Here is a 14,686-nt window from a genome sequence, read left to right as displayed (position 1 = left end):
TGAACAAGCAGATGCAGACAAGCGGTGAGGGTGGTGAGGGTGGAATTGCAAAACTTTTATTAGTTTGCTTATTTCAGCAAGCTTTCCGCATCCAGGTGCTCTGCCTCAATATCCTTGAAGTAGCGGTAAGTACCCACCTTCAATTCTTCGGTGGCCGCATCGTCACAAACGATGATACCCTTTTCGTGCATCTGCAAGGCGCTGATAGTCCACATCTGCATCACGGGACCCTCGACTGCATGATAGAGGGCACGTGCCTTGTTGTGTCCGTTTACGATAATCATTACCTCGCGGGCGCTAAGCACAGTACCCACACCGACGGTCAGGGCAGTCTTGGGCACCTTGTTCACGTCGTTGTCAAAGAAACGGGAGTTGGCAATGATGGTATCGGTAGTCAATGTCTTCTGGCGGGTGCGTGACGAAAGGGAAGAACCCGGCTCGTTGAAAGCGATATGTCCGTCGGGACCGATACCGCCCATGAAGAGGTCGATGCCGCCGTAGGACTTGATTTTTTCTTCATAGCGTGCACACTCGGCATCCAGGTCGGCAGCGTTGCCGTTCAGGATATTGGTGTTCTCCGGCTTGATGTCTATATGGCTGAAGAAGTTGTTCCACATAAAGGAATAGTAGCTTTCGGGATGTTCCTTGGGCAAACCTACATACTCGTCCATATTGAAAGTCACTACGTTCTGGAAAGACACGATGCCTTTCTTGTTCAGGTCGATAAGTTCCTTGTACATGCCCAACGGAGAAGAACCGGTGGGGCATCCCAATACAAACGGTTTTTCAGGTGTCGGATGAGCGGCCTTGATCTTGGCAGCCACATAATGTGCCGCCCACTTTGATACGGATTGATAATCCGGTTGAATGATTAGTCTCATTGTGATTGTTTTATTAGGTTAATAAATTAGGGGTAATTTTCAACTTCAATTCTTAATTCTTTAATTCTTAATTTTCAACTACTTCCTATCCTTCTTCAAACGCTCTGCCATGGCACGTGCCAGGTTTTCGCATTGTTCGTAAGTAATGTCCTTCATGGCCTGCTTCATCTCTACCGGGTCGCCCACAATCTCGAACTTGCTCTTTTCGGCAAACTCGCCCATGCGCTTCACGGCAGCACCTGCCCAGCAGAAGGATCCGAAGTATCCCAGATAACGTCCCTTCACTTCGCGTACCAGAATCTTGGAGAGCAAGGATTCTATCTCAGGATAAATCTGGTTGCTGTAGGTGGGGCTGCCGATGATAAGTCCGCGATACTTGAATATGTCGGCAATGATATAAGAAGGATTGCTCTTGCTCACATTGTGCATCACGATGTTCTTGATGCCTTGTGCAGAAAGTTCCGCCGCAATGGCTTCCGCCATCTGCTCCGTGTTGCCGTACATGGAACCATAGGCAATGACCACACCTTCGTCAGCGGCGTAGCGGCTCAACTTGTCGTAGATGCCGATAACCTTGGCTATGTTTTCCGTCCACACCGGCCCGTGCGTGGAGCAGATGGTGGAAATGGGCAGACCGCCCAGCTTGGCAAGTGCCTTCTGCACCGGAGAGCCGTACTTGCCCACGATGTTGGAATAGTAGCGCACCATCTCGTCCCAGTATCTGTCCAGATTGATGCGGGTATCCAGGAACCCTCCGTCCAACGTGCCGAAACAGCCGAAACCGTCACCGGCGAAAAGGACTCCTTCCGTTTCGTCAAAAGTCATCATCGTCTCGGGCCAGTGCACCATCGGGGTCATATAGAAGCGGAGCTTATGATGTCCCAAAGCCAGAAAATCCTCGTCCTTCACCATGTACTGTTCGCCCGTCACGCCATAAAAGCCCTCTATCATGCCGAAGGTCTGCTTGTTGCCCACGATGATGATGTCGGGATAATGCTGCTTTATCAGGCGGATAGAGCCCGAATGGTCCGGCTCCATATGGTTGATGATGAGATACTGGATGGGGCGCTCGCCGATAATGCTCTTTATCTTGCGCAGATACACCTCGAAATAGCAGATGTCTACCGTATCGACCAAAGCGACCGTCTCATCATCTATCAGGTAAGAGTTGTAGGAAACCCCATACGGCAACGGCCACATACCTTCAAACAAATGCTTATTGCGGTCATTCACTCCCACGTAGTGGATTTTTCCTTTTATCACTGTTTTTGGGTTCATAATTATTCTTTATTTAGATTGATTCCATATTTAAAGTTGCGGCAAAAATAATTCTTTTTTCTCACATTTCATACTTCTTTCCCTGATATGCACCGAGTTCTTTCATTCTTTTTTGAACCCGATGATTAAATTCATAATTTTTCAGTCCCCAGTCGGGTGCAATGAGCAGTTCCTTAGGAGACTGGGAGACAAAACGCTCCAGCACCAAATCCGGCCGCAGATGCTCGATATAGTCTATCACGAGGCCGATATATTCCTCCACATCAAACAGATGAAAATCTTCAGGATGCTGCCGGTACTCCAGAGCCATGCGGGTACCCCTTATCAGTTGCAACTGGTGCATCTTCAAGGTAGTGAGTGGCAGGCGGGACAATACACCGGCTTGTGCCACGATGCTTTCGTGCGTCTCGCCCGGCAGTCCGAGTATGACATGCCCACCGGTCAGGATTCCGCGTGAAGCGGTTCTTTCCACCGCATCGGCGGCGGCATGAAAAGTATGCCCGCGGTTGATGCGGCAAAGTGTCTTGTCGTCGGTACTCTCTATGCCGTACTCCACTAAGAGGAATGTATGCCGGTTCATCTCCTCCAGATAGTCCAGCAGGCTGTCGGGCATACAGTCCGGACGGGTGCCGATAACCAGGCCCACCACCCCGTCTGCCGACAAGGCCTCCTCGTATTTCCGCTTCAAGTCTTCCAATTCACCATACGTGTTGGTATAGGCCTGGAAATAGGCGAGATACTTCATCTCCGGATATTTGTGTGCAAAGAACTGCTTGCCCTCTTCCAGCTGGCGGGTAATGGATTTCTCCGTACGGCAATAATCGGGGTTGAAGGTCTGGTTGTTACAATAGGTGCAACCGCCGACTCCTTTGTTTCCATCCCGGTTGGGGCACGTAAAACCGGCATTCAGCGATATTTTCTGTACCTTATAGGAAAAATATCGCTTCAGAAAAAGAGGGAACTCATTATAGAGCGTAGATTTGGTTTCCATACATATTCCTTATGTAAGTGGCAAATATAGGATTTTTCCGTGGGATGAACCTGCAAAAACAAGAATACTTTCCACCCGATTTGTTAACGAACATAAAACAAAGAATTTCCACCTGCACTAAAAAATGTTTCATCCACTGATATATAACTAATTAATTGAGAAAGAGTACATCCAAGCGCAATTACATTAAACACAATTTAGTGATTAGACACTCTTTTTACACACAATTTCCTCAGTTTATACACCTCAAGAATGAAATAAATTCATAGCTTTGCATACAACCTTAATGAATCAACCTATAAATACTATAACACCATGGCAACAATCGCATTGGACATAGGCGGCACAAAAATAGCCAGCGCCATTTTCTTTCCGGACGGAAGCATGATGTTTAACCGCAAACGGCTCCTGAAAGGAAGAACCGGTCACGAAGTGGGCAAGCTCGCCGCGGATATCCTCGCCAAACTTCTTACCGTAGCACGCAGAAGCCGTATACACGTCGACGGAATAGGTGTCTGCATCCCCGGTATCGTTTACTCCCAAACCAACCGGGTATGGGCCCCCAACATACCGGGCTGGGACAACTACCCCCTCTATGAGGAGCTGCGCAGTGTAACGCCTCCGGGCATCGAGATATACATCGACAGCGACCGTACCTGCTATATGTATGGAGAGATGTGGCAAGGTGCCGCCAAAGAATGTCACAGTGCCATATTCATTGCCGTGGGAACCGGTATCGGTGCCGGCATCATCATCGACGGGCACGTGTTGCACGGAGCCAACGACATTATCGGCGCCACCGGCTGGATGGCCCTGCAACCTCCCTACCGGGAAGAGTATGACGCATGCGGATGTTTCGAATATTACGCTTCCGGCAATGGTATCGGGGCACGGGTACGCGATGCCGTACGCGCCAACAAGTCATATAAAGGAAAACTGCGCCAGAAACCCATCTGTCGCATATCGGCCTATGATGTGTTCAGTGCCTATAATGAAAAAGACCCTATTGCCATCTCCGTATTGCACAAAGCTGTCGAGATGTGGGGCATGGCTTCCGCAAATCTGGTCAGCCTACTCAACCCGCAGAAGATAATTTGGGGCGGAGGCGTCTTCGGCCCTGCCGGTATCTTTATAGATGACATTTACAAGGAAGCCTGCAAATGGGCGCAGCCGCTCAGCATCAAGCAGGTGGAATTTGTACCTTCTCAGTTGTCCGGTAATGCCGGACTGATAGGAGCAGCGTTTCTTGCCATCAAAAATCACTTGTATGAGTAACAGTTATCACAAGAATCTCGTATTCACGGCAGCGTGCATCGGGATGTGTTTCTTCGGAGTCTCCATGATTACATTGGGAGCAGTGCTGCCATCCCTCATAGCCAAGCTGAATCTGAGCGGGTTGCAGACAACCTCACTGGTCACTTTCCTGCCTCTGGGCATGCTGGCCGGTTCCCTGATTTTCGGTCCCATCGTAGACCGGTTCGGACATAAAGCCCTGCTGGTGCCCAGCTGCATCATCGTACTGCTGGGGATGGAAGGGCTTGCCTTCTTTGAAAGCGTGCCACTGCTGCAAGCTTCCATCGTCGGCATCGGCCTGGGCGGAGGCATCCTCAACGGAGAAACCAATGCATTGGTATCCGACATCTCAGGAGAATCCGAAAAAGGCTCACGCCTCAGCTTTCTGGGCATGTTCTACGGACTGGGCGCATTGGGCATACCGATGTTGCTGGGCTCCCTTTCCAGGCATTATTCATTCGAAACCATCTTGCTGGGAATTGGTGTAGTGATGCTTGCGGGCATTATATTCTGCATCCCCGTACGCTTCCCCGCCCCTAAGCAGGCGCAAGGTTTCCCGGTAAAAGAGGGATTGGGACTGCTGAAAGAAAGCAGCTTACTGCTACTCAGCTTCATTCTTTTTTTCCAAAGCGGCATCGAGGGTGTCTGCAACAACTGGTCCACGAGTTACTTTGGGCAGATGACGGATATTCCGGCCAATCAGGCATTGATTGCACTGACCTGCATGGTAGCGGGACTGACCGTGGCACGTATGATGCAAGTTGCGATATTCAAGAAGATAAAACCGGAAACCGTGCTGCCCTACAGCCTTGCACTCACTGCCATAGGCTTCTGTTTCCTTATGTTCTCGCCGGGTTTTGCACGCGCGGCAGTCGGCATGGTGCTGGTAGGTATGGGGCTGTCGGCCACGTATCCCGTGATACTCAGCATTCTTGGAAGCCGGTACCCGTCCTTATCGGGAACAGCATTCAGCGTGGCGCTTGCCATAGCCCTCATTGGCCAGACTGCAATGAACGGCCTGATGGGAATGGTTTCCCAATACACCAATGGCATCGGGCTTTATCCTTATCTGATGATTGCCTCACTTGCCGTCATGCTCCTTTTGTATAAACGCTCACTCAAATAAATTTATTAACTTCTTAAAAAACAAAAAAGTTATGTTAGCACTCGAATGGTTAAAGAATGCCCATGGCATTATGGAAAAACTGGAGGCTACCCAGTTGGAAAACATCAAAAAAGCAGCCACTGTTATGGCAGACTCCATCGAAGCCGGTCGTTGGGTCCACACGTTTGGTTGCGGCCACGCAACAATTCCCGTAGAAGAAATGTATCCGCGTATCGGCAGCTTTGTAGGATTCCACCCACTTTGCGAATTGCCTCTGACATTCTTCACACAGATTATCGGCCAGATGGGTATTCATCAGTTCCTCTTCCTGGAACGGGCAGAAGGCTACGGCCAGGAAATCATGAAGAATTATGATTTTGATTCCAAAGACTGTATGTGGATTTTCTCACATACCGGTATCAATGCCGTCAATATAGACATGGCATTGGAAGCCAAGAAGCGCGGCATGAAAGTTATCGTATACGGTTCGGCCAGCGAAACGGGCGACAAGGCCAGCCGCCACTCCAGCGGAAAGAACCTCTTCCAGTTGGCAGATATCGTAGTGGATTCCTGCGTTCCCCTGGTAGACGCCTCCGTACCTTTGAAGAACCACTTCGACAAGGTAGGTCCGTTGTCTACATTGAGTTTCGTCACCATGGTATGGATGACCATCACTACCGTTGCCGAAATCCTTGCCGACCGTGGCGTACACTTGTACATCCATCCGTCGCACAACGTTCCGGGTGACACAACCGCCCACGAACGACTGGATGCAGCCATTGCAGAATATCAAAGAAAAGTCAAGTGCTTGTAACGAAAGATATTCCAATCATCATCTCATCCAATCATCATCTATGAGTGACGGAGGCCCGTTCCTGCTTCGCCCCCAAGAAGCAGGACGGGCTTTTTCTGTTCAAAAAGAATAAAATCGGCCCACTGCTTCGATAAATCTTCCCTTTGTTGTATATTTGTTCCCCAGAAAAAATAGGGAAACAGATAAGCATAAAAGATAGATATGAAACAGATAAGCATCGCACTTCTCCTCTGCCTCTGTACGCTGGCAGGTTTCGCCCAAAGTGGCAAGGCACTCGATTTGAAAGAAATCGTATCGGGCAAGTTCACTCCGAAGAATATTTCCGGCGTTATCCCCATCCCGGGAGACGGGGAACATTATTCGCAGATGAATGCGGACAGGACACAAATCATCAAGTACTCCTTCAAAACGGGAAAACCCGTGGAAGTGCTGTTTGATGCCGCTACCGCACGCGAATGCACGTTCAAGACATTCGACAGCTACAGCTTTGCTCCGGACGGCAGTAAGCTGCTCATTGCCACCGAAACAACTCCCATCTACCGTCATTCCTATACGGCTGTGCATTACATCTACAGCCTAAAGCGCAACCTGGACGGTAAAATCAACAACATTGTGGAAAAGCTTTCGGACGGCGGCCCGCAACAGGTGCCCGTATTTTCACCGGACGGCAACCAGGTGGCCTTCGTACGCGACAACAACATCTTCCTTGTAAAACTGCTCTACGGCAACAGCGAAAGCCAGGTGACGGAAGACGGGAAACAGAACGAGGTGCTGAACGGCATCCCCGACTGGGTTTACGAAGAGGAGTTCTCCTTCAACCGTGCGCTGGAATTCAGTGCCGACAGCCAGATGCTGGCTTTCATCCGCTTCGACGAGAAAGATGTTCCCTCCTACTCTTTCCCTCTTTTTGCCGGACAAGCCCCCCACTTCACCCCTTTCGAGAAGTATCCGGGAGAGTATACTTACAAATATCCTAAAACGGGAGAAGTAAATTCCAAAGTGTCCGTACACACCTTCGACATCAAGTCGAAAGTGACCCGCAAGATAAACGTGCCGGTAGATGCAGACGGCTATATTCCCCGCATCCGCTTTACCCAAGACCCCAACAAGCTTGCCGTCATGACACTGAACCGCCATCAGAACCGGTTCGACCTATACTTTGCCGACCCTCGCAGCACGGTAGCCAAACTGGCTCTGCGTGATGAAAGCGATACCTATATCCGCGAGAATGTATTCGACAACATCGTCTTCTATCCGGAAAATTTCAGTTTTGTCAGCGAAAAGAGCGGATACAACCATCTGTACTGGTATAGCATAGGCGGCAATCTGCTGAAACAAGTGACAGCCGGACAATATGAAGTGCAGGAGTTCCTGGGTTACGACCCCGAAGAAGGAAGCTTCTACTTCAGCAGCAACGAGGAAAGCCCCATGCGCAGTGCCATCTACAAGATTGACCGGAAAGGTAAAAAGACCAGACTATCGTCACAAGCCGGAACAAACAGTGCGCAGTTCAGTGCGAACATGAAGTACTATATGAACCGTTATTCCAATCTGGACACTCCGACCGTCATTACGCTGAACGACAATACCGGCAAGACTCTTGCCACCCTGATGGACAATGCGGCATTGAAGCAGGAAATCAGCGGCTATGACATGCCACGGAAGGAATTCTTCACTTTCCAGACTTCCGACGGAACCACATTGAATGGCTGGATGATGAAACCTGCCGACTTCTCTGCCGGCAAGAAATACCCGGTACTGATGTACCAGTACAGCGGCCCCGGTTCACAGCAAGTGCTTGACAAGTTCAGTGTAAGCTGGGAAACCTACATGGCATCACAAGGCTATATCGTGGTTTGCGTAGACGGGCGTGGCACCGGAGGACGGGGTGCCGAATTCGCCAAATGCACCTATCTGAACCTGGGTATCAAGGAAGCCAAAGACCAGGTGGAAACCGCCCTCTACATGGGCAACCAGCCTTATGTGGACAAAAACCGCATCGGAATCTGGGGATGGAGTTACGGTGGATACATGACCATTATGAGTATGAGTGAAGGAACACCGGTATTCAAGGCCGGAGTAGCCGTAGCTGCCGTTACCGACTGGAACTACTACGACACCGTTTATGGCGAACGCTTTATGCGCACACCGAAAGAAAACGCCGAAGGCTATAAGGCCAGTTCCACCTTTACCCGTGCCGACAAGCTTCACGGCAACCTGCTGCTGGTACACGGCATGGCAGACGACAATGTACACTTCCAGAACTGTGCCGAATATGCCGAACAACTGGTACAACTCGGCAAACAGTTCGATATGCAGGTTTACACCAACCGCAACCACAGTATCTACGGAGGAAATACCCGGTTACACCTATACACGCGGTTGACCAACTTCTTCAACAAAGAATTGAAATAATGCCCGAAAGAGTACGTAAGCCTGAGTGGCTCAAAATAAGCATCGGTGCCAACGAGCGCTATACCGAGACCAAACGCATTGTCGAATCGCATTGCCTACATACCATCTGTAGCAGCGGCCGTTGCCCCAATATGGGGGAATGTTGGGGGAAAGGCACCGCAACCTTCATGATTGGGGGAAATATCTGCACCCGGTGCTGTAAGTTCTGCAACACGGCAAGCGGGAAGCCCTTGCCACTGGATGCCGATGAGCCTACACATGTGGCAGAGTCCATTGCCTTGATGAAACTCTCCCATGCAGTCGTCACCTCCGTAGACCGTGACGACCTGCCCGACTTAGGCGCGTCACACTGGGTACGTACCATCCGGGAAATCAAGCGGCTCAACCCTGACACCACCGTCGAAGTGCTGATTCCCGACTTCCAGGGAAGAAAGGAACTCGTGGCACAAGTCATCGATGCACAACCGGAAATCATTTCGCACAACATGGAGACTGTCCGTCGCATCAGCCCCCTCGTACGCAGTGCCGCCAAGTATGAAACAAGCCTGGAAGTGTTGCGGCAAATTGCAGAAAGCAATACTACCACCAAGTCCGGCATTATGGTGGGATTGGGCGAGACTCCGGAAGAAGTGGAAGAACTGATGGACGACCTCCGCCGGGTGGACTGCCACATACTGACTATAGGCCAATACCTTCAACCCACACACAAGCATTATCCGGTAGCAGCATATATTACTCCCGAACAATTTGCACTCTACAGAGAGAAAGGATTGAAAAAAGGGTTTCAGCAAGTGGAAAGCGCTCCATTGGTACGCTCCTCTTATCATGCGGAAAAACAGATCCATTTTATACAAAAAAGAAGTAAAATAGGAAACATTTAAATTTCCCAGTTGTTATGATGTAAACGACAAAATCATAATACGGATAATGAGCCATCAAAGAATTTTATCATCAAGATTCAATATGTCGCTGGGATTCATCCCCGTTATAATATCCATCATATTATGCGAGTTTATAACGCAGGACATGTCCATCTACATCGGTGCAGGTGTAGGACTCTTGTTTAGCATCTATTCGGTGAGGCATAGAGGAACGCATGTTCCGCAAATCATACTTTACTGTACTACCGGAATGTTACTGCTGTTATCGGTAACAACCCTATTCCTCGTAAACTACTGTCCCCGTTTCATGCTTCCGTTCACGCTGGAAATCAGTGCCATCATTCCCCCATTCGTCATCTACCTCAATAGGAGAAAATTTCTGGACTACCACATGTCTCAGACACAGAAATGCTGCAAGCAGCTTTTTGCACAAGGGGCAGAAGCCGCCATCGTATCCTCACGCGTAATCCTTATCATAAGCCTGCTGCATTTTCTGATTATCTTCTTGGCGGTTCTGGTCAGTTACCCTTTGGGAGACACTACCCGCCACATTCTGTTTTATGTGGCGCCTCCCCTCGTCTTTATATCAGGCATTCTGTTCAATCAGTTCGGCATTTTCTATTTCAATATAGTGATGAACCACACGGTTTTCGTACCGATAGTCAATACCAAAGGAGATGTCATGGGGAAAGCCATCGCCTCAGAAGCCATCAACCGGAAAAACGACTATATCAATCCGGTCATCCGGATTGCCGTTGCCTCACACGGCATGCTGTTTCTCCTCCCCCGCCCCAAATGCAACGTTTTCGAGAAAGATAAAATCGACTTGCTGATGGAGGGTTACCTGATATATGGAGAAACATTGGAACAAGGCGCACACAGAATTTTACGACAAACGCTTCCCACCGCCCCATTAGACCATTTGCACTTCAACTTCATGTATCATTTTGAGAATGAAGCCACCAACCGCCTGGTCTATCTCTTCACACTAGACCTGGACGATGACTCCATCCTATGCAATAAGAATTTCAAGGGGGGAAAGCTATGGACATTCCAGCAAATGGAACACAACCTGGGACGGAACTTCTTCAGCAGTTGCCTGGAATATGAATTCGAGCACCTGGAAGCTATTATTTATACAAGAGAAAAATACAAGGAATCTTAGAAAGGTCGGGAGTCTTGCCCTGCCACTCCCTCACGGTCTTGGTTTTGATATACTCCCCTTCACAAGTAATGTTCGCCGCAATGCAGAGCTTGGTCTGCGGACGGCAGTTATGAAGAATATCCTCTATCATCTTATTATTGCGATAAGGCGTTTCAATGAAAAGCTGAGTCTGATGTTCATTATAGACGCGTTGTTCCAGCATTTTCAGCTTTTTGGCACGCTCTGCCGGTTCAATGGGAAGATAACCATGGAAGGCAAAGCTCTGACCGTTGAAGCCGGAACCCATGACGGAGAGGATAATGGAAGAGGGCCCCACCAAGGGGACCACTCTCAAGTTTTTCCGTTGTGCAATAGCCACTACGTCCGCTCCCGGGTCGGCCACAGCCGGACAACCGGCTTCGGAGATCACGCCCATCGGATGCCCCTCCACCAGCGGCTTCAGATAGCCGGAGATGTCTTCGGGCGACGTATGCTTGTTCAACGTATAGAATGTCAGCGCATCAATATCTATTCCCTTGTCCACCTTTTTCAAAAAACGGCGTGCCGAGCGCACATCCTCCACGATGAAATAGCGGATTCCCAGTATTATCTCCTTATTATAAGGAGGCAACACCGTTTCAATAGGCGTATCGCCCAGCGTGACTGGCAAAAGATAAAGTGCGAGTTCCATTAGCCGTAAATGATATTTCCGTTTTCGTCCTTATACTCATCCAGTCCCTTCTCGTAAGTAGCCATGGCGCGAAGGCTCATACCTACGCTGGAGAAACCTCCATCGTGGAACAAGTTCTGCATAGTGACCTTGCGGGTGAGGTCGGAAAACATCACGATACAGTAGTCCGCACACTCATCGGCAGAAGCATTACCCAGAGGAGACATGCGGTTGGCGAAGTCGAACAGTTTGTCCATACCCTTCACACCGGAACCGGCAGTGGTCATCGTGGGAGACTGGGAAATGGTGTTGACACGTACATGGTGTTCACGTCCGTAGATGTAACCGAAGCTGCGGGCAATGGATTCCAGCAGTGCCTTGGCATCTGCCATATCGTTGTAACCGTAGAACGTACGTTGCGCAGCCACATAACTCAAAGCCAGAATTGAACCGTAGTCGGCAATGGCGTTGAGTTTCTTGGCAGCTTGTATCATCTTGTGGAAAGAGACAGCGGAGATGTCCAGCGTCTTTTCCAACATATCGTAATCCAAATCATCATATGTACGTTTCTTACGCACATTGGGAGACATACCAATGGAGTGCAGCACGAAGTCAACCGGGCCACCCAATACTTCCATAGAGCGTTTGAATACATTTTCCAAATCTTCTACACTTGTAGCATCTGCGGGAATCACCTCGCAGTTCAGTTTCTCCGAAAGAGCGGACACTTCGCCCATACGGACAGCAACCGGTGTATTCGATAAAGTGATGGTTGCACCTTCTTTTACTGCTTTTTCTGCTACTTTCCAGGCAATGGACTGCTCATTCAGAGCACCGAAAATAATGCCTCTTTTTCCTTTCAACAAATTGTAACTCATACCTATTTTTAGTAAAATTCGGCTGCAAAGATAGGAAGTTTTTGCATAAAAAGCCCGAAAGTGTGCAAAGAAAAGGGAAGAACGGCAAAAAATATACCGATCACCCACTGCAAAACTACTGCAACGCTTGTGCAGTACCACTGCAATACAGTTGCAGTATCACTGCAAACATATTTGCAGTAACGCTGCACTCCATCTGCAGTACTACTGCAAAACGCATGCAGCAGGAATGCAGTAATAACGCACTGATTATCAGCCCAGGGCTTCCTATTCTGCAAATACCTGATGAAACCCGAGACAGCATTTGAACATGAGCGCAAAAAGCCCTATATTTGCAGCAAACTAAAAAATAGAGAAGGCAATGAAGAAGTTGATTATATTTGACCTGGACGGAACTTTACTGAATACAATAGCCGATTTGGCACAAAGTACAAACCATGCCCTGCAAGCGCTTGGCTATCCCACTCACCCGGAATCGGCCTATAACTTCATGGTTGGCAACGGAATCAACAAACTGTTCGAGCGCGCCCTCCCGGAAGGGGAAAAGAGCGAAGAAAACGTCCTGCGCGTCCGCAAGGAGTTTGTGCCTTATTATGACGTGCACAATGCTGATAAAAGCCGCCCTTACCCCGGCATCCCCGAACTACTGGAACAGTTGCAGGAGAAAGGGATGATATTGGCAGTGGCTTCCAACAAATATCAATCGGCTACCGTGAAACTGATTTCACATTATTTCCCCAACATACGTTTTACCGCCGTCTTCGGACAACGGGAAGGGGTCAACGTGAAGCCCGACCCAACAGTGGTGCATGACATTCTGGACATCACCCGGATATCCCGTGAAGACGTGCTATATGTGGGAGACTCCGGAGTGGATATGCAGACGGCCGCCAATGCCGGAGTCACTGCCTGCGGAGTCACCTGGGGATTCCGTCCCCGCACAGAACTGGAAGAGTTTCATCCGGCACATATCGTAGACAATGCTACGGACATTGCCGTTATCGCCGCTCTTTGAGAAGGCACTCCCTCCCCCCCAGCTATCCGAGAGTGCATATTTACATTATGATATTTTTTAGGCACGGATTACGCGAAAAACACGGAGTTTTTCTTTGTCTCTCCGTGAAATCCACGTACTTCCACGCCTAAAAAATAATCAGAAAGAGAACAGCCTCAGAACAATTTTCGCATCGCTCCTTTATCTCCTACCACAAGATAGGTATTCCCGTCAATCAGTAAAGCGCGCCCACGTTTCTTCTTTCGGTTTTCCTCGTTATCCACATTCACTCCAATCACCCGTCCATCATAGAAAGTGGAAATATCCTTAAAGATAGTATGCCCCACAATGATATGTTCGACGTCATAACGTTTCAACATCAGTTGCAGGGAGTCTTGTGCCAATGGATGGTATTTTGCATCCGTCCGTACCAATCCACGATACCAGATAGGTCCGCTATTACCATATAGGAAAGCCGTGAGAGGCGATAAGGCCTTACGTTCCTTCTTGCTCATGAACAATGCACGGCTCATTTCCTCATTCACTGTGGGAATATTCAAGTCACGGTCATAAAACTCCTTTCCCAAACCTGCGTGCACATACAGATTAGGTCCGATGGTCTGCATCGTATTACGGGTACCAAGCCATTTGCCAAGTTCTGTGTCCGGACCGAACAATGCCGGATAATCCATACCCAGTTTTCGGGCCAATGTCTTGTACTTTTCTTTGGTATAACGCAAATCATTTGCCGTCACAAGCGGTTCATGGTTACCCAACAGAAACGAAACATGACCACCTGCATCTGCCGCCTCCTTCTCCAATTTATAGAACAGCCAAAATATCTGCGGCACATCTTTGCCACGGTCAAATATATCACCGATAACCACCAGATGGTTGGTTCCAAAACTCCAATGGTAGTCTTTATCAATGACATTGTTGCCTCGCAGCAAGCTCATCACGCAATTCAACTTGCCATGGGGGTCAGACATCACAAACACTTTATCCGGTTGTCTGTATTGCCATTCCGGACGTTTGACCGGATGCAGCTTCACATCAAACGGATAACGCCCTTTGTGGTCCGTGACATGAAGGGTGAAATCCTGAGGAAGCACCGTATAAGTCGTATCTTCTATCTGCCCTTGGGCTGTAACGCTTATGACGCGCACCTTGCCGTCCGGTTCATAAATCACATAAGGTCCGTCTGCCGACAATTCCTCCTTCTTCTCCTTATCCTTCTTCTTACCGTCTAAACCAAGAGTTCCGGCACTTAGGCCGGAACTGATGAAGGTTAGAATAAATACAGTAAAAAAAGACTTTACAATAGTAGTCTGATACTTCATAT

Annotated in this window: 13 protein-coding genes; 7 read left to right on the top strand and 6 right to left on the bottom strand. The window is 48.9% G+C overall.

The features are described from left to right. Positions 1–68: 68 nt before the first annotated feature. The 3 genes from nagB to DWY55_RS05790 all read right to left on the bottom strand — a co-directional run bounded on the left by nagB (position 69) and on the right by DWY55_RS05790 (position 3,150). Positions 69–881: a glucosamine-6-phosphate deaminase gene (gene nagB, locus DWY55_RS05800; RefSeq protein WP_005823882.1), complete on the bottom strand. Its 813-nt coding sequence runs from the start codon at positions 879–881 to the stop codon at positions 69–71. Between the two features lie 78 nt (positions 882–959). Beyond that, a complete protein-coding gene (locus DWY55_RS05795) occupies positions 960–2,159 on the bottom strand; it encodes an FprA family A-type flavoprotein (protein ID WP_005835258.1) in 1,200 nt (399 codons plus the stop codon). A 61-nt stretch (positions 2,160–2,220) separates the two neighbouring features. After that, positions 2,221–3,150: a TIGR01212 family radical SAM protein gene (locus tag DWY55_RS05790; RefSeq protein WP_005823884.1), complete on the bottom strand. Its 930-nt coding sequence runs from the start codon at positions 3,148–3,150 to the stop codon at positions 2,221–2,223. A gap of 315 nt (positions 3,151–3,465) precedes the next feature. Between DWY55_RS05790 and DWY55_RS05785 the strand changes: the two genes are divergently transcribed. The 6 genes from DWY55_RS05785 to DWY55_RS05760 all read left to right on the top strand — a co-directional run bounded on the left by DWY55_RS05785 (position 3,466) and on the right by DWY55_RS05760 (position 10,823). Next, a complete protein-coding gene (locus DWY55_RS05785; protein ID WP_009037141.1) occupies positions 3,466–4,425 on the top strand; it encodes an ROK family protein in 960 nt (319 codons plus the stop codon). After that, positions 4,418–5,569: an MFS transporter gene (locus DWY55_RS05780; RefSeq protein ID WP_120172750.1), complete on the top strand. Its 1,152-nt coding sequence runs from the start codon at positions 4,418–4,420 to the stop codon at positions 5,567–5,569. Before DWY55_RS05785 ends, DWY55_RS05780 begins: the two co-directional genes overlap by 8 nt. A 31-nt stretch (positions 5,570–5,600) precedes the next feature. Beyond that, positions 5,601–6,362, top strand: coding sequence for a sugar isomerase domain-containing protein (locus tag DWY55_RS05775; protein WP_005823892.1), 762 nt, complete (start codon positions 5,601–5,603; stop codon positions 6,360–6,362). Positions 6,363–6,563: 201 nt separating this feature from the next. Continuing rightward, on the top strand, positions 6,564–8,777 hold the full coding sequence (locus DWY55_RS05770; RefSeq protein ID WP_009037143.1) for a S9 family peptidase: 2,214 nt from the start codon (positions 6,564–6,566) through the stop codon (positions 8,775–8,777). Continuing rightward, the gene (lipA, locus tag DWY55_RS05765; RefSeq protein ID WP_005823900.1) at positions 8,777–9,658 is read left to right on the top strand and encodes a lipoyl synthase; all 882 of its coding nucleotides are present in this window, start codon (positions 8,777–8,779) and stop codon (positions 9,656–9,658) included. Before DWY55_RS05770 ends, lipA begins: the two co-directional genes overlap by 1 nt. A gap of 46 nt (positions 9,659–9,704) precedes the next feature. Then, positions 9,705–10,823 carry a hypothetical protein gene (locus DWY55_RS05760; RefSeq protein ID WP_008665606.1) on the top strand — a complete coding sequence of 373 codons (1,119 nt, stop codon included), beginning with the start codon at positions 9,705–9,707 and terminating at the stop codon, positions 10,821–10,823. On the opposite strand, the gene DWY55_RS05755 is transcribed toward DWY55_RS05760, so the two are convergent. Continuing rightward, entirely contained in the window at positions 10,789–11,493 is a 705-nt protein-coding gene (locus DWY55_RS05755) for an SAM-dependent methyltransferase (RefSeq protein ID WP_005823906.1), read from the bottom strand. The genes DWY55_RS05760 and DWY55_RS05755 overlap by 35 nt on opposite strands. Further along, positions 11,493–12,350, bottom strand: coding sequence for an enoyl-ACP reductase (locus DWY55_RS05750; RefSeq protein WP_005823911.1), 858 nt, complete (start codon positions 12,348–12,350; stop codon positions 11,493–11,495). Before DWY55_RS05750 ends, DWY55_RS05755 begins: the two co-directional genes overlap by 1 nt. Before the next feature lie 361 nt (positions 12,351–12,711). Here DWY55_RS05750 and DWY55_RS05740 point away from each other — a divergent pair, with 361 nt between their 5' ends. Beyond that, entirely contained in the window at positions 12,712–13,365 is a 654-nt protein-coding gene (locus tag DWY55_RS05740; RefSeq protein ID WP_005823917.1) for an HAD family hydrolase, read from the top strand. A 155-nt stretch (positions 13,366–13,520) separates the two neighbouring features. Here the strand turns inward: DWY55_RS05740 and DWY55_RS05735 are convergent, their stop codons facing one another. Beyond that, positions 13,521–14,684 carry a metallophosphoesterase gene (locus DWY55_RS05735; protein WP_117877866.1) on the bottom strand — a complete coding sequence of 388 codons (1,164 nt, stop codon included), beginning with the start codon at positions 14,682–14,684 and terminating at the stop codon, positions 13,521–13,523. Positions 14,685–14,686 lie beyond the last annotated feature (2 nt).

The organism is Bacteroides sp. AF25-38AC (assembly GCF_003602995.1).
Classification (GTDB): Bacteria; Bacteroidota; Bacteroidia; order Bacteroidales; family Bacteroidaceae; genus Bacteroides; species Bacteroides uniformis.
Note: the sequence above shows the minus strand (reverse complement) of the source record. Positions and strands in the feature narration are given on the sequence as shown.